We start from the raw sequence: 20,967 nt of genomic DNA, 5'->3' as shown, positions 1-20,967 counted from the left end.
AATGAGTATAGAAAATTTTACTGGCAAGGCGGAAGACTATGCCAAAGGACGTCCGGGTTACCCCAAGGCGGCTATAGACACAATCGTCGGGCTTGCGCCAAAAGGTGCGGTATTCGCAGATATTGGAGCAGGGACAGGAAAATTAACAGTAAAACTGGCAGAACACGAATATACTGTGTTTGCCGTTGAACCCAATGCAGATATGCGTAAGCAACTTACCATTACGTTAGCACCTTTTTCAAACGTAAAGATTATTGATGGCACTGCGGAAACCACAACACTCCCTGATCATAGTGTTGATATTCTCACTGTTGCTCATGCACTACACTGGTTTAGTCTGGATTCGTTCCGCGCAGAATGTTGCCGTGTCGTTAAACCAGGTGGATTAGTCATGGCAATTTACAATCTAACCCCCGGTGGAGGGATGATACACTTAAGTAAAAAGACTACTGATGCTTTCTTCACAAACCCAATGACTTGGGAATTTCCTAACCCTATGGAGTATACGCGGGAGAACTGGCTTGCCTACATCGCATCACAGGAAGAATATCCATTGGCTACCGACCCCATATATGACGCACATATCGCAGCAATAAACGCAGCATTTGACCGTGATAGTGTGGATGGACTGTTAAGTTGTAATAGAGTAACGAAAATATATTGTGAAAGAATATAATAAAATTTTAACAAATGGTGTAAAGCGTAATAAAAAGTAATTTTAACTTTCAAGAATATCTCCATATCAAAGGAAAGTTATTGTAATAAAAAATAATAGAGAGATTAATAATTTTATAAGGAAATGCATTATTTAAAAAGTATTCGTACATTAAATATACAATATTTCTCAACAGCGAACGAAAACATAAAACAGATTCCTAGTTACGTGGGATTCTAAACTTCCCATTATATTTATTAAACCTATGGAGGAATACCTCAATAGTTGGAGATTAAAATGCATACGCAAAACATTAGAATTAACACTGCCCCTACCATTATGTGGGGTGAAAAATCAGACAAGGTTTGTCAGATTATTCATATTTGGTGAGGTGTTGAAATGAAAGATTTTATATTTATTACTGGAACCAGCGGTATTGGCAAATCAACATTAGCAAAAGGTTTATTAGAACATTATAAAACGACCTGTGTTGAGCAATGGATGGTTCCTGACTTTTTTTCTCGTAATGGCGTTGAAGAAATGACCGGAGAGCTTGAAGAATTAACCTGTTGGGAAAATCAAGTAGCAATGTTATTTTGTTTTAATAAATTAGGTTATAAAAATGTTATAGCATCTGATATTGATGATTTAAGAACATCTGATATACCAATTGTTTTTAAGGGATATAGATTTGTAACTATAAAACTTATTTGTTATGATATTCATCAATTACAAAATCAAATGAAGAATCGCCCAAACAATGGACTTATCGATTTTGAGTTACAACAGAAACTTAATGATAAGATAATAAATCGTACTCCACTTGTGAATGAAATAGAACTCGATGTTACAGGGTTATCAATTGATGCAGTATTAAAAAATCATTAAATATTATTGAAACTTCAAAATCATTACTTGATTATGAATATAAAAAGCCATCAAAAGAATTGTTTTATTCATGGGTTTTTTCAAATGGTTTAAGATAAAGCTAATTAGTATTATAAGAAGTAGAAAAATTCCAATTTACATGGGATACTAAACTTCCCAGTATATTTATTTAGTTAGTTAAGTAGAAATGAATGTTGCAGAAAAATTCGAATTTGAAAAGTGATTTTTAACTACATATTATTTGTATAACATAATATACCAAATTTTAACGTGAAAGTTGGCATGAGAAAATGAGAGACATTAAGTTAATTAAACCATCTGCTGAGTTTGCAGAGAAAATTGAAGAATATAGAGCAGAATTTCCTGCTGAACGAGAGAGAGTTACATACGATCCAAGCAGAATTCCAGGTTTAGATTATCTTGAAAAGTATGACAATGTACTTGACTGGCTTCAGTATTGCAAAAATATGTCCAACAAATTAACTTGGTATATGGCATTTCGTGAAAGCGACAGTAAGATAGTCGGTTTCATTGTTTTTCGTCACAAACTCGAATACGATGATGACGACATAGAGTTTGCCTCAAACTTTGGCTATTCGGTTTGTCCAAGCGAACGTGGTAAAGGGTACGCAAAAGAGCAGTTACGGCTGGGCTTACAGAAAGCAAAAGCATTTGGGATTGATAAAATACGAATTGTTTGTCGTGATATAAACATTGGTAGTAATAAAACAATTCTTGTCAACGGCGGTGTGTATGTTGACACCATTCTTGGTGAAAAATCGGGATTGATTGTTAATCGTTACGACATTCAGATGGATATGAACATTAATTGAATTATAAGCATAACACGAATGACAAATTCAAATTTGCATAAGATTTTGAACTCCCCATTATATTTAAAAGGTAATATGTAATCAAAAGCAACAGATAAATTAAAACTTTTCAAGCGATTGTATAATTCACAGTTGTTATAAAGGGTGAATTGTCAAAAACGGAATAAACGAGGGATTATGAAAATATACATTGTCGGTGCGGTGTCCAGTGGTAAGACTACGCTTGCTAGAAAGTTATCAGAAAAACTAAATATTCGGTATCAATCCCTTGATGAAGTTGTTTATATTCCAGATAAATCGAGCCCATGGGGAAATCGAAAAAGGCAACCTGAAGAACGAGATAATATGTTTTACTCAATAATTCAACAGTCAATGTGGATAATTGAAGACACAGGAAGACCGTGTTTTGTTGAGGGTTTAAAGGTAGCTGATAAAATTGTACTTCTTGAAGTCCCAACACGGATAAGAAATCATAGAATTATTAAACGATGGATAAAACAACAACTTGGTGTTGAAAAATGTATATATATTCCTAATATTAATATGCTTAAATGTATGTTGCACTGGTCGAAGGATTATGATCTAGGAATTGATAAATTAAAAGAAAGAATATCTCCATATCAAGGGAAAGTTATTGTAATAAAAAATGATAGAGAGATTAATAACTTTATAAGGAAATGCACTATTTAAAAGTATTCGTACATTAAATATACAATATTTCTCAACAGCGAACGAAAATTCCTAGTTACGTGGGATTCTGAACTTCCCATTATATTTATTACATAAAGCATTGCTTATAGATGATTTTGAATTTGTAGTGAGCAGTGATATGAGAAGTGAATCGTGAAAGCATAATACCGTATAGGAGAAAGTATAAATGAAAGAAAAAATGGACTTGAGGAAAGCAGATTGCAATATAGGAATGGAAGAATGCAGTAGAAGTATTAAAACAAAGCAATTTCAAATATTAACAGACATTAATTTAATATGGGATTTCATGGTGGAAATCTATGGGCGCAATTTCAGTAATGGTGTGGCGGCTCCTTTTTATGAATATGCAATCACATCAACATGGATGGACATTTCTTATCAATACTTGAATCGAATTTGGTTTGATGGAGACAAAGTTGTAGCATTTGTTTTCACTGAATCACCTGTTACTAATATATTTTTTAATCTTCGTCCGGGATATGAAGAATTAGTGGAGGAATTATTAGATTACGCTGAAGAATATATGCCGAATTTTGGTAAGCAGAGACAATTCATTTTATTTATAGGGCAGGATTTTCTGATTGATGCAGTGACAAAGAGAGGATATAGTAAGGTTTATGAAGAAAAAGACTTCATTTTCGATTTTCAAAATGAACTTACTTATAAGCTGCCGGAAGGTTTTCACTTCGTGAAGGAGAGTGAGATTGATCCCATAAAACTGGCTAGGTGTTGCTGGAAAGGATTCGACCATGAGCAGGATAAAGGTCCATTTGAAAAATGGGAAGAGGCAGATAGCGGAACGAGCTGGAATCCACAAAAGGGATATAATGGTGTGCGGAAAGGTATTATGTGTCCGGCTCCTCATGCAACTCCCCAATTTGATATAATCATTGCAAACGATGAAGAAGAGTATGTTTGTTACTCCGGAATGTGGTGGGTTAAGGAAAACAATTTAGCTTATATGGAGCCCTTATGCACAATACCAGAATACAGAAACAGAGGATTGGCAGCGGTTGCATTATCGAAACATTACGAACGAATGAAGAAGCTTGGTGCAACTCATATGACGGGCGGAGGGAACGAATTTTATAAGAAAATTGGTTACTCTGACGACGGGATTGTATGGACACATTGGAAGAAGAGTTGATTGGGATTGTTTGATATACAAGTGAAAACAGTAAATACAATAAAATGAACTTCCCATTATAGTTATTAGACAGATGATAATTTAACTAAAAATGATTTGCTGTTGGTGACAATTTGTAATTTAAAATAAAGATTTTGTTATACTGTGACAAATTGAATTTGAGGAGAAAAGTACATGGGAAAAAAGACAGAGCAATCTCGAATAACATATAACAAGATGGCTTTAGAATATGATTCATCGCCAGAGGGAAGTTATACAAGAGCTCATAAAGCTGAGCTCATAAAAAAAGTCGTTGTTAAGAATGGAGATACCATCTTGGACGTTGCATGTGGCAATGGATTTCTGCTTGCTGAACTTTCTAAAAATGCAAAAGTAAATGCTTTTGGTGTTGACATTTCAGAAAATATGATTGCAGTTGCAAAGAAACGTTATCCTAATAGTACATTTTTAGCTCAGCCTTGTTTTCCACTCAGCTTTGAGAATAGGAGCATAAACGTGATTACGGTGTCCTGCGCATTTCATCATTTTGAACAGCCTCAAGGGTTTGCGGATGAATGTATGAGGACTTTAAAAAATGATGGGGTTATATACATGGCTGAACCATATTTTTCCCCTCTTATACGGTGGATTGCAAATATGGCTGTATTCCCATTCTCGCATAATGGAGATGTCAGAGTTTACAGTTCAAAAGAATTAAGCACTTTTTTTAGAACAGCAGGTTTTACTAAGATACAAACTTACATAAAAGACACCATACTATTTTTTGAAGCTAGAAAATAATAGTAAAACATATGTGGATGAATAAGTTAGAAATACAGATTTATTCTCTGTTGTTAACTTCTCATTATGAATAGATAGTTATCCGAAGTAATGCACCAAAAAAGCAGATACCGTTTGATATCTGCTTTTAATTATGGTGTGCCCACTGGGCACACCATAAAGTAACCGGAGGGAAGTCCCTCCGGTTAGCTACTAATTGATCTTACCAGTTGTTATCTGTTCCAATTTTATTTACTGTGAAGCCAGGGCAACCTGACTGTCCGTAAATTGCCGCAACGCTCGGATTATTGACTTTAACGTTTGTGAAGCTTGCAGAGCCAAGACATGGGCCTTGTCCTGTTTCAACAGAAACGCAGAGTTTGATACCGTAACGTCCAGGTCTGTTGATGTTGATGTTTTCAAAGCGTACATTCTGCATTGAAAGCTTATCGGGATACTTGGTCTGGAACATTATACCAGAGTATATAGCATCATTGATATCAACATTTTTTACGAGAATATTCTTAAAGGTTCTATCTCCGCAGAATAACCAAATTGCTCCGAAGTTCTGGTAGCCATTGATCTTGTCATCTGCGCCGTTACTAGTGTAGAAGTCACCACCGCATCTGTCTAGGGTTATTCCGTCAAATACGCAGTCTACATCACCAAATCCGAGTGTGTTGTAACCAAAGCTCAAGCTGCTGATTGTGACACCAGGATATGTTAATGTGTCTGCACCATAGAGGTTCTGAAATAAATTATCAGATCCGCCATATACTGCAAAGCATGCTGCACGTCTTGGGCAGACAGCTGTAAGATTTGTGAACTTATTACCTGTGTTATAACCTGCTCCGCCTCCATCAATTGCGCTAAATATTGCGAAAGAGTCATCACCTGTTGCACGTGCATAACAGTTGTTAATAGTGTTATAGGAAGAACCGTTTGTCATGTTGATACCATCTGCAAATGTGTTCTTGATACGGCAGTTTTTAAACGTGTTGTAGGAGGAGTTAACACCCCAATACAGACATACAAAGTGTTCTGCCCAAATATTATCGATGGTTACATTCTGCATACCATTACCGTTAAGGAATTTTCCTGGACCGTCCGAACGGTATTGATAGTTACCCCAAGCTGACAAGTCTTTAATGGTTGAACCGTTAGCTGATGAAGCGATAGTGAATCCAACATCAGTATTTGACTGGTCTTGTGGAGCTTGAAGCTTAGTCCACCATGGACCAGCACCAATAACTTCCGTTGCACGTGTATTTAGTTGAATCTGGTTAGTGATTGTCCATGTTCCTGCAGGAATAAATATACCTTTCTTTGTTGGATCATTTCTAAATTCTTGCAGAGCCGCGTCAATAGATTTTGTGCTTGAAACTTGAACATATTTACTTGGATCTGGATTTGTAGCAGCTGGAGCAACGTTTTCAGTTTCCAACAAGTCTACATCTATCCATGAAACGTCACCAGCATCTTTTTGGATTTTGATTTTTGTTCCTGCTGGATAAACCTGGTCAAGCATTAATTGGGAATCTTCATAGAGCCAGTATGCAGTTGTACCTGAATTATCATATCCAAGCCTGTCTAATGTTGTAGGTGTTGCATAAACATATGAGTACTTGGAAGTAACATTAAAGTTTCCTTTGTCAACTCCATCTGCATAAATACTAACTGTTCCTGTAGTATTTTCAGCAACGGCATTACGCAGTACAAATGCGTTTGCAGGAGTTGTAAGTGTAAATTCTACATATTCTCCATTTGCATCGAGATTTACTGCTGAATGTCCTGATGCTTCACCTGCATAGTCTGCAAGTTTATAAATAGGAGCCAATCTTGTTCCGTTAGTTGAGTTCGCTAAGGATTCAGCTTCTAATACAGTAAATGGCATATTAGCACCACGGCCTGAATAAAGGCTTGTTGTGCTAGTGTTGTTTGCCTGCTTTATTGCAACCTCCATGGAATCTGTTCCGATGGTAGATGCAAGTGTGTAGCTTCCATCTACTGCTGTCCATGTTCCCATGGATACATTTACTGATGCTCCGGCAGCTAAAGAACCGGTATATGAACCATTAAAGGTTTTAACAGTTGCACCTGCAGAATTCTTAAGTACTAATGTAATATTGTGTGCTCCACTTCCTGAAGCAATATTTCCCTGGTTCTTCAGGTTTGCTGTGAAAGTTACTGTATTTCCTGCACTTGGATTACTTGGTGTCCAAGAAATGTTTCCTATAAGGTCAGCACTTTGTACAGGGGCTACAACAAGATTTGTTGAACTTGTATAATTGTTATTTGAATTGTCGAGTTCCACTAAAGTATTAGCTTCATCAACCTTCGCAGTTAACTGATATGAAGCTGCATTTTGGGCTCCTATAATAAATGAAACATTAGCGGTTGCACCAGCTGCAATTATAGGAGTATTTTCAGTTCCTACAAGAGTTGTTCCCATGTAGAATTTAACATCGGAAGTAGCAGCTGAAGCTGTTCCAATATTTTTAACTGCTGCAGTTAAAGTAATAACATCAGTTTCAATTGGTGAAGTTGGTGAACTTGTTAAATTAGTTATTATTAAATCAGGATTTGGAGCTGCTGATCCGTAAACCTCAAACTCTGCAATCTGTCCAGCAGGTGCACCGGAGTTAGTTGTAAAGTTGAGTCTTATTTCACTTGCAGTTGCTGTTACAGGAATTGTAACAGTGTTCCCTGATGCAGGATTAAAGGTATATACTGTAGCAGATTTTAATGTTGTAAAGGTTGTAGTGTTTTGGTCATGTCCGAGTACTTCTATAGTCTGTGTACGTTGTCCCCATGCAGAAGATGGATCCAACTTCAGTACCAATGACGTAATGTTTGCATTTGCGCCTAAGTTCATTGTTATATTTGCAGGCTGTCCGCTACCTTCCCAGTATGTAGACGTATTTCCGTCATTGGCATTTGTTGCAACAAATGTGTAAATGGATGAAGATGCTGTAACTGACTTGCCTACTGAAAGATTTGTATCTGGCCCTGGTGTTGGTGTAGCAGTTGGTGTTGGTGTAGCGGTTGGTGTTGGTGTAGCGGTTGGTGTTGGTGTAGCGGTTGGTGTTGGTGTAGCAGTTGGTGTGGGTGTTACAGTACCAGGTATTATCGTTTTGGAAAATTGATTATTGTTTTCGTTTGATTCTGCAATTCTGTTAACATCATCAACCCATGCTGTCACATTATGACTACCAGAAGTAGCATTCCAAGTTTTTAATCCAGTTGGTCCGCTGTTGGATGTAACAGTTAGTGATGCACCAGCTGCTAAAGAAGAAGTGGTGGTATCTGACCAACTTACTTGTGTTCCATCAACTGTAAAGCTAACACCGATAACTGTACCTGCTGGTGTTGCGTCATTACCTTGATTCTTAACTGTAGCACTGAAAGTTACTGCATTTCCAACTGCTGGATTAGAAGGACTCCAAGAAATATCTGTAACAACTAAGTCAGGAGTACCAGTTGTAACCGCTGTACCATAAGCTTCGATTTCTGCCACTTGACCTGCAGTTGCGCCACTGTTGGCAGTAAAATTCAATCTTATGTATCTAGCACTTGTATCAGCGAATGTAATTGTCACTGCATTAGAGTTAGAAGGATTGAAAGTATATGTTGCAGATGCAACTTTTGAAGTATATGTTGCATTGTCGGTACTTGTAAGAACGGATAATGTCTGTGTTCTAGTTTCCCAAGTAGGATTCAGCTTTAACACAACTTTGTTAATGGATTGAGCGCTTCCAAGATCTACTGTAAGTGTGTTGGCGTATGAATTTGGTGAACCTTCCCAATACGTATTAACATTTCCATCATTTGCGTTCGTAGCTACGTAGTTCTGTGTAACGCTGCTTGCTGTGATGGATTTTCCTTGCGCTAAATTAGCAGTATCAGCTGCAAAGGAAGATGTCATAAAAAAACTGTTCTGTGAAAAAATTAGAACTAATGCTAGGAAAAAACTAATACCCTTTTTAAAATACTTTTTCATGTTTACCTCCAATATTTTTTGTTTACTCCCATAAATACCACTTCCTCCAAAAGATAAAGTTAGTCTTCACCTCCTTAGTAAGTTATATATTAAGACTTTTATAAATCTCATATCCATAAACATGATCCGCTCATTAACCACGTTATGTTAATTTAGGTTTATAAAAATCGAAACTTTAAAAATAGGACACAAAAAAGCTAAGAGAATCTAATGATTTGCATTTTACGTTAAGTTGATTTGGGTATTAGTTAAATTGCTTCTATTGGTAAAATAATGCCTAAATACTACAGGAAGATTAACGTAAAACCTTATAAGTTTTACGTTAAACCAATATATACATATTATACCAAATATAGTAATAAAATCAATAGTCAATTATACAGGGGAGTCTGTTCCATTTTTAAGAAGATGCGTGGCAAAACAATGTCGTAATGTGTGAATCGTTCCGGGGTTATAAACTCCTGATTGACGGAGAGCTTTTCTAAAAATATCTCCAGCGGCTCTGGTTGTCATTTTATTTTTTAGAAATGACCCCTTTAAAATAGTTTAAGATTATATTTTAAAGGTTTACCGTGTGTAAATAAAATGATAAAATGTAAAAAAGGGAAGAATTACCTAAAGCGAGAGAACCACTGCGCTAGCAGTTTAGTTTTGAGATATAAAGATAAAGCAGTGCCGTATTCTATTGACTTCACTCCGACAGAGGCATATAGTGCTATGCAAGCGAGAGAGAAGCAACCAGCTGAATGATATATCGATATATGTTACCTTCTAAAAAATGATTGATGGAATATGGCAATTGCTCCGGATAAAATTAAGATTGATATTTTTCCAGTGCAGAAGAGTACGGACATTTATAAATGTAAGTTATTTATATTTCATGAGGCTGTATGCTAAATATATTGGAAAATTGGTTGTTAGAACAAGGAGGACCAGCTATAAGATTACGCATGGCTACATTGCAAAATTCTAATGATTTAGGAAATGATGTTAACAATTCTGTTTCAGCTTTACTAGCAATCGATGAAGTTCATGCCATTTTGAATAATCTAGACGGATTTCAGACGTCGAACAGGGACAAAAAGACGTTAGAACACCTGATACATTATTACAAAGATAACTGTATAGAAATTTTTTTCCTTTAATTATGGAAATGGGGTTTAAAACTGGTATCCCGATATTTGACGAGAAGATGGCGCCTGTCATAAACCTATTCAAGTATCTATATGCGTTTGCAAATGAATCTGCTCATTGTTATAATTTTTCGTTAATGCTTCATAGATTTTTCTTTATATCGGGATGTTTGTTTCCGGAGGTAGTAGAATCAATAGAAAAAAGGTTAAACGCTATCCATAAGGCTGCAAAGGAAAACCTATTTGATATTTATCAAGAGAAAGTAATCTGCCCAAAAAACCTCAAATATGGGATGAAATTGGTGTTTTGAAAAACGAATTGAACCCATTCAATTTGTCTGCCGACAAACCCCTGCCGACCATTTACGATATTTGGTCGTTAGGGTATTATACGAATTTATGTACCGACACTGAGAAAACGAAAAAAATCAATGACATTGTTACGTATATACTCAACCCAGAGTTTCAAAAAATACGTGAAGGATACGGGTTGATATGGGTTGAAGCTCGACGGATATATCATTCGTGCGGTTGGAGCCCGACATTACCTTTATATGAAATCGAGAATCGTCCCATTCAATCATGTCCGTACCCATTGCTTGATTACCTAGACTTTATGTCCCATTTCAAAATAGCGCACAAATCTAAGTGGCTTCACGACTGCCTAAATCATTTTGAGCAATTCAAAACTGAAAAGGGAACTTACATATTTCCCAAAGAATATTTGCGTAAAAAATACATTGACAAAGCATTTCTTAATGAGACGAATATGTCATTGAAGCGTAATGAACGCGATTTATTAAAACGCGAATTGGTAAGTACGATGAAGATGGTTGAGATATATGGTAGAATATCATGTGAACTATAAGCATATTAGAAATAGTAAAAAGATTTATATAAAATTTCAAGACAGCTGAACTTCCCATTATATTTATAGGCAGTCATTAAAAAGATTATATTTGATACCCAGTATTTATATTGGGTCATAAAAGGGAGAAATAATATATGGAAAAACTTCTTCATTCAATACTTGCAGTGTTCCCAACGCTGAATATCGAAGAAACCGCGAAGTATTATAACGAGGTTATGGGATTTAGAATGGTTAAATATTTAGATGTAAAAGAACCCCACATATGCCTTTACCGTGATCGTGTGGAAATAATATTGACTAGAGCAAATAGTGAAAAAATCTATACAAATAGAGAACTCTACGGGTATGGGGAAGATTCGTATTTTATTACGGACAATCAAGAAGCATTACAAAATGAATTCATAAGTAAAGGAGCCAAAATTGTTCGTCCGCTCCATATGACAGATTATAATAATTTAGAATTTGTGTTAGAAGATATTGACGGACGGTGGATTGCTTTTGGAATGAAACAAAAATAACATTTCCGCAAATAAGCAAATCAAGTAGTCGATGATATTTCCCATTATATTTATCAGGATCAATTCAGCTATAATGGTTATACTTTTGGTTGGGACAATGGTAGAGAATTAAAATCAATAACTGGAAATGGATTAACCGCATCAAATACCTATGACGAAAATGGACTTCGAGTAACAAAAACTGTAAACGGAATCAAAACCAATTATGAATATTTAAATGGACTGTTACTTTATGAGAAAAAAGGAACTACTAAATTACACTATTTTTATTGTGCCAACGGGTCATTAAAAGGGATTCAAACAGTTGACAACAACGGAAATTGGATTATGCAGATGCCTGGTGGGGTAAAACAAGAAACAACGGATTAGTATTCGGATAATAAATGATAAAGAGGTAATATTTGATGAATAAAAAGGAACATTTGCTAAATACTCAAGAAAAACATACAAAACCAAAACTCCTTCCAGTAATTTTATTAACATTAGTTTGCCTAGGACCTTATGGAAACTTAATTTTAGATATAATAAATCATGATTATTATAATATATTAAAAGCAGCTCTTCTAACATTTCCTACTTTAATTTTCATTCCCATAGTCTGGTGCTGTTATATTTATAGTTTAAAAAAATATAAAAAATATTAATTTATTTCTTCTCAAACGCATCTCTTCGTTAATGAGATTGGTAGAAAGCCATATTTTAGTCTACAATTTTTTTGAATGAAATACTGACTTATTGAAGTGATAGAAGAGAACAATGTTCAATTTAGTTAACTTTATTCCGAAAAAACGAATTTACCACAGTTAAATGTTTCAAGCTACGATCAATGATGTAAACTTAAAAGGAGCTAGTATAACTTTCAGCAATCTAGAGAATGTTCATATAACAAATTGTCTTGTTGAGGGATTAATAATTAATGGCAAGAAAGTAGAGATAGAGTGATATGTCATTTAATGATAATTTTAAGGAGTTCCATGAAATTAAGATTGATACTCATTTACGATTACATCAACATGTACCAGACAATGATGCAAAAGATTTCTTCAATATATACCACGACATCGAAGCTTTTTAACACTTTGGAGGTTACTCCTACCCAGGAGATAAATATAATGATGAGTTTATTAAGGTCCTACAAAGCAGAATAAAATCATTTAGAGCGAAAAGAGATTATTCATGGGTAGTTGATTGCGATGGGAAAGCGATAGGGCAAATTCATCTATTTGACTTTCAAAACAACAATACGTTACCATTGGATATTTTTTAGGCCGTAAGTATTGGAATCAAGGAATTAATACTAGATGTATTAAAGCCGTAATGAATTTGCTATTAATAATATGAAACTGGAACGAATTGAAGCTTATGCAAATATTGAAAATAAAGCCTCAAATGGTTCATTAGCGAAGGCCGGATACTCATTTGAAGGTTGCTTGCGTAAACGATCTTACATAAATAAACAGTTTCATGATGTGAATCTTTGGTTATTTATTAAAGAAGATATAGAATAATCGTTTACTTTTCTTTCATTAAGCTAATTACAATGTAGGAGAGAAGAATTTAATCATTTAGCATTATTACGTTGAACTTCATCATATTACAATTTAACATTGTTTAAACTTTGTGACTATCGACATTCCGAAACCAATATATATATTATTGTAGATAGAGCGACTATAAACTATTCGCAAAACGCAAGTTTAACGAATAGATGAAACAATCTTAGATCATAGGCCACATAAATCACGAATTCTTATATATTTACAGAATTATTTAAAATACCAAATATACACTTTTTACAATAGATATATCTACATAATAAAACGCTTATCTCATATTGTACTTTTATTATGCTATTATCCAGCAAACTAGAAACCAAAGTTGACGTAATCAGCTTTGGTAAACCTATGTTAAAGTAAATGACAACAATTTTCAAATTTTAAACAATACATATAGGCATCCGGTAATCCATCACTGAAATAAATCAAATAATCAAATTCACCATTATCCATTTTATTACATATTACACAATCTGAATATCGATGAAAAATACTTAATATCTCAGATAATGTTTGATCTTGCTCACTAATTGCTTTGATGAATTCCTTTAAGAAAGGTCTATCTTCAATTTTCTCGTGCACATAAGTTACTCCATTGGAAGGAACCACAAAGCAAAACCGCGTATCAATATTCGAATTTGTTACATTTCCAAGTCTGGGTTTAACATACTCACAGAACTATATCTATTAAATACTTAATATATTAATAATCTGTTTATCTGTAATCCATTTTTAGATTACAATGAATGAAACAGCCAATTTATAATATTGGCTGTTTCAGGATTTTCGTTTATTAAAACACTTACATATTTTTGACATTTAATGCTCTAAAAGAATTTATAATAGCGATTATAGTAACACCTACGTCTGCAAATACTGCTTCCCAAAGGGTAGATATACCAAAAACACTCAATATAAGAAATAAAATCTTTATACCAATTGCAAATATCATATTTTGCTGGGCTATTTTAAGGGTTTTCCGAGATATTTTTATCGCTGTAGCTATTTTAGAAGGTTCATCCGTCATAATTACGATATCAGCAGCTTCGATTGCGGCATCCGATCCTAATGCTCCCATTGCTATCCCTATATCAGCACGGGCTAATACCGGGGCATCATTAATACCGTCACCTACAAATGCTAGTTTATTATTAGCCGGTTTTTGTGCAAACAACTCTTCTAATTTATCAACTTTGTCTCCCGGCAACAAGTCAGAATATACTTTATCAAGTCCTAAAGTTTCACCAACTTTTGATGCAACATTTTTGGTATCCCCGGTAAGCATAACTGTTTGTTTGATACCGGCTGCTTTTAGTGCTTTTATTGCCTGAGTGGAATCTGATTTTAATTCATCGGCTATTATAATGTAACCTGCATATTGGTTATCAATCGCTACATGTACAACTGTGCCAATTAATTCACCTTCATAGTAAGGTATGTTCATCTTAAGCATTAATTTACTATTACCGGCTACTACCTTTTTCTCGTCCACAACTGCAATGATACCGTGACCGGATATTTCTTCTATGTCAGTAATACGGCTATTGTCTATTTCTTTACCATAGGCACTCTTAAGAGACAGAGAGATTGGATGGTTGGAATAACTTTCGGTATAGGCTGTTAATTCTAATAGTTCCTCTTCTGAATAACCTTCTGAATGGATTTCTTGAACACGAAAAACACCTTTTGTTAAGGTACCCGTCTTATCAAATACTACAATTTCTGTTTTAGCCAAGGCTTCTAAGTAGTTGCTTCCCTTTACTAGAATTCCTTTTCTTGATGCACCTCCTATTCCTCCAAAGAAGCTTAAGGGAATAGAGATGACTAAAGCACAGGGGCAAGAAACCACAAGGAAGGATAAGGCTCTATATATCCAATCACTAAAAGTAGCACCATTTATTATTATTGGCGGAATCAATGCTATCAAAACTGCAATAATAACTACCGTAGGGGTATAATATCTGGCGAACTTAGTAATAAACTGTTCTGAATTTGATTTTTTACTACTTGCATTTTCAACTAAATCAAGTATCTTACTTACAGTAGACTCACCATATTCTTTTGTAACTTTTGCAGTAATTACTCCGTTAATGTTGATACAACCGCTTAGGATTTCATTTCCGACTTCGACTTCCCGGGGAACAGATTCTCCGGTAAGAGCTGAAGTATCGACCATAGAATTACCTTCTATAATTGTGGCGTCAAGAGGTACCCGCTCTCCTGCTTTTATTACAATGATATCTCCGATTTGAACTTCATCGGGATCAACTTTTACAAGTTCATCCTCTCTTTTAACATTGGCGTAATCAGGACGGATATCCATCAGAGAAGCAATGGATTTTCTTGACTTATTAACTGCATAGCTTTGAAATAATTCACCAACCTGGTAAAAAAGCATTACGGCAACACCTTCAGGGAAATCGCCTACAAAAAATGCTCCAATGGTTGCAATACTCATTAAAAAATTTTCATCAAAAACTTTGCCGTGTATAATGTTTTGAACAGCTCTTATAACTACATCACCACCGACTATAATATAGCTGATTAGAAATAGGACTGGTTTTATCCAATAAACATCAATGTTTATCAATAAAGCTGCGATGAAAAATACAGCTCCAATAATGATTCGATAAAGGCGCTTTTTCATGATTTTGCTCCTTTTATGCTTTTTTCATAACAGTTCCGGGCTCGATTTTTTTAACAAGCTTTTCGGCTTCGGCTATTATTTCTGTCATCTTCTCATCTTCTGCTTCAATAACCATTTTGGTGGTCATAAAATTAACAGTGGCTTCCTTCACACCCTCCAATTTACCAACTGCTGTCTCAATTTTCGCTGCACAATTTGCACAGTCTAAACCTTCCAATCTAAATGTCTTTTTCATAACGAATCCTCCTATTATTTTATTTTTCTCTTATATGCTCTAACCCTTTTTCCAAAATTCCCTTTACATGGTCATCTTGAAGGGAATAGAATACTACTTTGCCTTCTTTTCTATATTTCACAAGGTTGGCAGCCCGTAATGATTTCAGTTGATGTGATATAGCAGACTTTGTCATGTTAAGAAGAACTGCAAGGTCACATACACACATTTCACTTTCATCCAATGCCCACATTATCTTGATTCTGGTACTGTCTCCAAATACTTTAAAAAAATCTGATAAATCATATAGTTCATCATCGATCGGCATCACCTTACTGACCGCTTCTACTACCTCAGCATGAATTACTTCACAATCACAATCAGCTTCACGCATTGAATAACACCGCCTTTCATTTGATAATTGAACGATTGTTCAACTGTTGATATTATTATAGTTGAATACATGCTCAACTGTCAAGAGGAAATACCAATAAATATGAAAAAATTATAAAAATATTTAAGATTAAAAAATAAGCCAAATGAAGGAACATACTATCCTTCATTTGGCTTGCTTTTATGATGATTTACTTTTTATATTAATTTATTAAAAGTCCTTAATTCAAATGCAGGTGATTATTATCATTTTCAGTATGGGGAATCATACTGAGAAGGTAGGCTCTTAAATTTTCGATGGCTTCGATTCCGTCGGCTTTTAACCAGAGTTTATAGCCGTTTGAAGCCTCGACATCCGCTAAAACATCTGCAACGGTGCCTTTTATATAATTAACATTTATAAAGCTTATTGTTTCAGCCATATCTTTTGCATCCTCTTCAGAGTAAAGACCAGTTTGGGACACGGCATTATAAGCTTTATTATAACTATTATCGGTGAGAAATAGTCTGGAAAAGGCCATAAAATCAGTCAGATTACTATCTTTTATTCCATTCTTTTTTGCCCAGTCTTCCACATTAACCTGAGTCGTATTATAATCAAAACCCTTAAGAGGGCTGTAGTTTATGATACCATATTGGATAGGATACATAAGCAGGGATTCTGTTGCAATATCATATATCCGTTCATTTCCTTCTCCTCCATGCCGGATATCCTGGATATGTAAGTGACCACTTAATACCAGGTTAAGGTTACATTCTCTAAAAACTTTCTCTACTTCATTGCTGTTATCCAAGGTAAATCCATAATATATTTTTGAACTGTGGTTATAAAGATTATGATGCATGACGGTAATAATTCTTGCGTTGTTTTTCTTTGCCATCTTACTGCATTTCTTTATCCATTTTAAGGTGGTGTCTTTGATTTCACCATTAGTTACAGGAATACCTGCATTTTTATTCAGGCGGTATTCACAGGTGTCGAGCATAAGAAGCCAAACATCATCGGATGGAGCAGCCAGATAGCTTAAGGAACCGCTATCTCTTGAGATTGCTTCACCATAGCCAAAATCTTTATATATTTTACTAAAATCAGCTGCGCTGATAGAGTCGATCTTATAACGTTCATCACCTTTAAACCCTCTTGCCCAGGGATTTTCGATATCATGATTACCAGGTATAACATAAACTTTCGTTCCGGAAGTCTTTTCTATATTCTTCAATTTGTCTGCCAGGGAAAGGTGACTTTGCTTTTCACCGTTGGTTGTCAAATCTCCGCTTATGATAAGGATATCCGGTTTATCTTCCTGCACATCTGCTCCGAAAGCGTTAATAATATCGTCTGAATAGTAGAGCATCCTTCCGTCACTGTTAGTGCAGTAATCCTGGAAAGCTTTTCCGTCGTCGTGCACACTATTTGCCAGGTAATGGACATCCGACGTGACGAATAGTGAAAGATCCTTACCAGATTCAATAGGGGTTGCTTTATAGTTACTGCAGCCTGTAAGTAGAAAAGAGATTGAGAAACATAATGTAAGTAATTGTCTTATATTTTTTGAGGACATGTCCCCTCCTTATTTTCATTCGCTAATTTAAAACCCTGTCTCTAATAGTTACTATGTAAAATATGCAATAGCATGGTTTTTTATAACAAAGAGCTTATTACAGAGAAAAATATAGAGCAGTGCTGTGTTTGAGTACTTCCTCTTACACATACTGCTCTTTTCATACAAATCGTTCGAGCTGCTATTTTGTTAACTTCAGTTTTATTAATTTAGCTATAACTGTACACCGATATATGCCATAAAGTTTTTGTCTGTTAATTTCATTGCATCAATTGCCGGGATTGGCCTGCTGATTAAGTAACCTTGGATATTATCACAATTACATTTCATTAAGTAGGCTAATTGTTTCCCATTCTCAACACCTTCTGCGATAACTTCAATATTTAACTTATGTACCAGAGATACAATGGATTCAGTAATCTCCTTTTCAATACATTCCCTATCAAGATCTTTAATAAAGCTTTTATCTATTTTCAGAGTATCTATAGGAAGCTTTCTAAGATAGCTTAGGGAAGAATAACCGGTTCCAAAGTCATCTAAAGATATCTTAACACCGAGTTTCCTTAATTCTTCAAACATTATTATGGTAGTATCAAAGGAACTGATTAAGGTTGTTTCGGTTACTTCCAGTTCAAGGAGTTCAGGTTTTAAACCGGTTTCTTCTAAAGTGCGTTTTACAAGTTTGACAAAATCAAGTTGTTTTAGCTGTACTGCAGAAATATTAACAGACATCAGTATATCATTCCGGAATTTATTTAATCGGATCGCCTCTTCACATGCTTCTCTTAGAATCCATTCTCCCAGAGGAACAATCAGTCCGGCGCTTTCTGCCACGGGAATGAATTCGGTGGGAGGAATAATACCAAGTATATCATCCGTCCAGCGAATCAAAGCCTCAAAAGCTCTGATTTTTCCGGTTTTTAAACATATCTGGGGCTGATAATGAAGTGTCAGGAGCTTCTTCTTAATAGCAGCTCTTAAGCTTCCTTCAACGGAAAGTCTTCTGAGCATATCAGTTCGCATTGAATCCTGATAGAACTGTATGGTATTCTTGCCGATATTTTTTGAACGATACATGGCAGTATCTGCATTTTTAAGAAGTTCTTCCCCATTTTTAGCATTAGAGGGATACATTGCAATTCCCACACTTGGGCTGATGTTGAAGCGGGAGCCATTGAATTTAAAAGGTTCAAGTATTTTATCCTTGATACGAAGACAGAATTCATAGACCTCATCTTCTGAATCAATATCCTGAATCATTACAGCAAATTCGTCTCCGCCGAGTCTTGTTAACATATCCTGTTTCCGTATCTGGTCTTTGAGCCGGAAAGCTAAGGTCTTCAGCAGGAGGTCACCGGTACTGTGTCCAAGGGTATCGTTGACATCTTTAAAATTATCAAGGTCAATAAAGATAACAGCAACTTGCTTATCGTTTTTATTTGAAGCCGCCAGAGCTTTCTCCAACTCTTGCAGAAAAAGTGTCCGGTTTGGAAGTCCGGTCAAAATATCGTGATATGCCATATATTCCAATTCGAATTGCTGCTCTTTTAATTTGGTAATGTCGAGGTAAGAACCAGCCATCAGATAAGGTTCGCCATTTAGATTCTTTAGCACCTTTCCGGTTGATCTTACCCATTTACAAGAACCATCCTTACATAAGAGGCGGTATTCTAAACTAAATTTATCTGTATTATTTACCAAATGGTGATAAAAGACTTCTTGAGCCATAAGAGTATCATCAGGATGAGCAATTTTAACAATATCTGTGACAACAGATATTTCTTCCGGTGCGTATCCTAAGGATTTTACAAAATGAGGCGAAATTGAAAATAAGTCATTATTAATGTCATATTGCCAAACACCTTCCGAAGAAGTTTCCAGAATGACAGTATTGATTGCCTCACTCTTTTTCAGTCTTTCCATACTTTCATTCAACTGTTCATAGTTCGCCTTTAACTCTTCTTCCTGGGCGGTAACTTCCTCATAAAGTGCGGTAATCTCTTCGTTTTTCTGGAATAGTACTTCGTTTTGCTGCCTTAATTCTTCTTCAGAAGCTAATATTTCTTCGTAGAGAGAGGATAGTTCTTCATTCTTCTTGATTAATTCACGTTCGTGCAGTACATCATCGGAAATGTCATGGATGACTCCTTTTAAAAGTAACGGAGTACCATCTTTATCTCTTTCTAAGGTAGCTAGGGAACGAAGATATTTATGTACTCCATCCTCTGAAATAATTTCATATTGGAAGTCATAGGGTGCATCTTCCGATATTAATTTAAAAAGTGCATTATCGGAAATACGTTTATACTCACCCTGGTGCATATCCAATATTCTTGATCTCGGAATTACGGGAGATGTTCTGGGAATGCCGTAGATATGAAAAGCTTCTTCAGAAGCCCATAGCATCTGGGTTTTTAACTCCAGTTCCCAATTTCCTACTTTTGCAATCTTTTGTGCATCATTTAGACGAAGCTCATTTTTTAATAACTCTTCACTCAGAGCTTCCAGAGTTTCATTCTTTTTTTTAAGCTTTGCGTCAGAGACTTCCAAATCATGTAACAGAGAGGATTGCTTTGCTGAAAGAAGGCTTAAGTCTTTGTTTCTTTGGCGCAGATCATCTTCTTGTTTTTTCTGCTCTGTTATATCTAAGAAAATAACTGCAAAGTAACCTATCTCGGGACAGTAAGCATTCACTTTGTACCAGCGGTCAAAAACTTTGGAATATTGTTCGATACTGGCTGCTGTACCAGTTAGAGCAACTTGTCCGTAAAATTGAATCCAGTTAATGGTATCCTCATTTATTTGAGGCATTATCTCAAGGATGGTTTTACCAATGATTTCATCACTCTTAAGTCCTGTGTAACGTTCAAAGGATTTATTCGTTTCTATGTACCGATAATCAATAGGTCTGCCGGTTTCGTCGGTGATAATACTGTGGAGCGCATAGCCGCTGATCATATTTGTAATAATCACATGGCTGAAATTATCTGACATTTCCATAGATGTTTCCTCCTGTTATCCAGATATCGGCCTTTCTATAATCCAGACTTTTAGAGCTGTTTGCATGCATTACTTAAAGG

16 protein-coding genes are annotated in these 20,967 nt (G+C 35.4%); 8 read left to right on the top strand and 8 right to left on the bottom strand.

All coding sequences use genetic code 11. The features are described from left to right. Position 1: 1 nt before the first annotated feature. The 6 genes from bsdcttw_RS13175 (at position 2) to bsdcttw_RS13150 (ending at position 5,014) form a co-directional block, all read left to right on the top strand. On the top strand, positions 2-676 hold the full coding sequence (locus bsdcttw_RS13175) for a class I SAM-dependent methyltransferase (protein WP_185255329.1): 675 nt from the start codon (positions 2-4) through the stop codon (positions 674-676). A 378-nt stretch (positions 677-1,054) separates the two neighbouring features. Beyond that, entirely contained in the window at positions 1,055-1,543 is a 489-nt protein-coding gene (locus bsdcttw_RS13170) for a hypothetical protein (RefSeq protein ID WP_185255328.1), read from the top strand. Positions 1,544-1,833: 290 nt separating this feature from the next. Further along, positions 1,834-2,376: a GNAT family N-acetyltransferase gene (locus bsdcttw_RS13165; RefSeq protein WP_185255327.1), complete on the top strand. Its 543-nt coding sequence runs from the start codon at positions 1,834-1,836 to the stop codon at positions 2,374-2,376. 177 nt (positions 2,377-2,553) lie between these two features. After that, a complete protein-coding gene (locus bsdcttw_RS13160; protein WP_185255326.1) occupies positions 2,554-3,066 on the top strand; it encodes a P-loop NTPase family protein in 513 nt (170 codons plus the stop codon). A gap of 187 nt (positions 3,067-3,253) precedes the next feature. Then, positions 3,254-4,234 carry a GNAT family N-acetyltransferase gene (locus bsdcttw_RS13155; protein ID WP_185255325.1) on the top strand — a complete coding sequence of 327 codons (981 nt, stop codon included), beginning with the start codon at positions 3,254-3,256 and terminating at the stop codon, positions 4,232-4,234. 174 nt (positions 4,235-4,408) lie between these two features. Then, on the top strand, positions 4,409-5,014 hold the full coding sequence (locus tag bsdcttw_RS13150; protein WP_185255324.1) for a class I SAM-dependent methyltransferase: 606 nt from the start codon (positions 4,409-4,411) through the stop codon (positions 5,012-5,014). Positions 5,015-5,216: 202 nt separating this feature from the next. Here the strand turns inward: bsdcttw_RS13150 and bsdcttw_RS13145 are convergent, their stop codons facing one another. After that, complete coding sequence (locus bsdcttw_RS13145; protein ID WP_185255323.1) at positions 5,217-8,993, bottom strand: CARDB domain-containing protein; 3,777 nt, start codon at positions 8,991-8,993, stop codon at positions 5,217-5,219. Positions 8,994-9,368: 375 nt separating this feature from the next. Then, complete coding sequence (locus bsdcttw_RS25515) at positions 9,369-9,506, bottom strand: tyrosine-type recombinase/integrase (RefSeq protein ID WP_185255322.1); 138 nt, start codon at positions 9,504-9,506, stop codon at positions 9,369-9,371. A 1,625-nt stretch (positions 9,507-11,131) separates the two neighbouring features. On the opposite strand from bsdcttw_RS25515, the gene bsdcttw_RS13130 reads away from it, so the two are divergent. After that, the gene (locus bsdcttw_RS13130; RefSeq protein WP_185255320.1) at positions 11,132-11,515 is read left to right on the top strand and encodes a VOC family protein; all 384 of its coding nucleotides are present in this window, start codon (positions 11,132-11,134) and stop codon (positions 11,513-11,515) included. Positions 11,516-11,919: 404 nt separating this feature from the next. Further along, positions 11,920-12,159 carry a hypothetical protein gene (locus bsdcttw_RS13125; RefSeq protein WP_185255319.1) on the top strand — a complete coding sequence of 80 codons (240 nt, stop codon included), beginning with the start codon at positions 11,920-11,922 and terminating at the stop codon, positions 12,157-12,159. A 1,263-nt stretch (positions 12,160-13,422) separates the two neighbouring features. Here the strand turns inward: bsdcttw_RS13125 and bsdcttw_RS25510 are convergent. The 6 genes from bsdcttw_RS25510 to bsdcttw_RS13085 all read right to left on the bottom strand — a co-directional run bounded on the left by bsdcttw_RS25510 (position 13,423) and on the right by bsdcttw_RS13085 (position 20,887). After that, complete coding sequence (locus bsdcttw_RS25510; protein WP_185259805.1) at positions 13,423-13,701, bottom strand: DUF3877 family protein; 279 nt, start codon at positions 13,699-13,701, stop codon at positions 13,423-13,425. A gap of 172 nt (positions 13,702-13,873) precedes the next feature. Continuing rightward, complete coding sequence (locus tag bsdcttw_RS13105) at positions 13,874-15,718, bottom strand: heavy metal translocating P-type ATPase (protein WP_185255316.1); 1,845 nt, start codon at positions 15,716-15,718, stop codon at positions 13,874-13,876. A 13-nt stretch (positions 15,719-15,731) separates the two neighbouring features. Then, a complete protein-coding gene (locus bsdcttw_RS13100) occupies positions 15,732-15,953 on the bottom strand; it encodes a cation transporter (RefSeq protein WP_185255315.1) in 222 nt (73 codons plus the stop codon). Positions 15,954-15,972: 19 nt separating this feature from the next. Further along, complete coding sequence (locus bsdcttw_RS13095; protein WP_185255314.1) at positions 15,973-16,326, bottom strand: ArsR/SmtB family transcription factor; 354 nt, start codon at positions 16,324-16,326, stop codon at positions 15,973-15,975. 220 nt (positions 16,327-16,546) lie between these two features. Beyond that, a complete protein-coding gene (locus tag bsdcttw_RS13090) occupies positions 16,547-17,887 on the bottom strand; it encodes a metallophosphoesterase (RefSeq protein WP_185255313.1) in 1,341 nt (446 codons plus the stop codon). A 213-nt stretch (positions 17,888-18,100) separates the two neighbouring features. Continuing rightward, complete coding sequence (locus bsdcttw_RS13085; RefSeq protein WP_185255312.1) at positions 18,101-20,887, bottom strand: EAL domain-containing protein; 2,787 nt, start codon at positions 20,885-20,887, stop codon at positions 18,101-18,103. Positions 20,888-20,967: the final 80 nt, after the last annotated feature.

Source organism: Anaerocolumna chitinilytica (assembly GCF_014218355.1).
Lineage (GTDB): Bacteria > Bacillota > Clostridia > Lachnospirales > Lachnospiraceae > Anaerocolumna > Anaerocolumna chitinilytica.
This window is presented reverse-complemented; position numbering and strand designations above follow the sequence as displayed.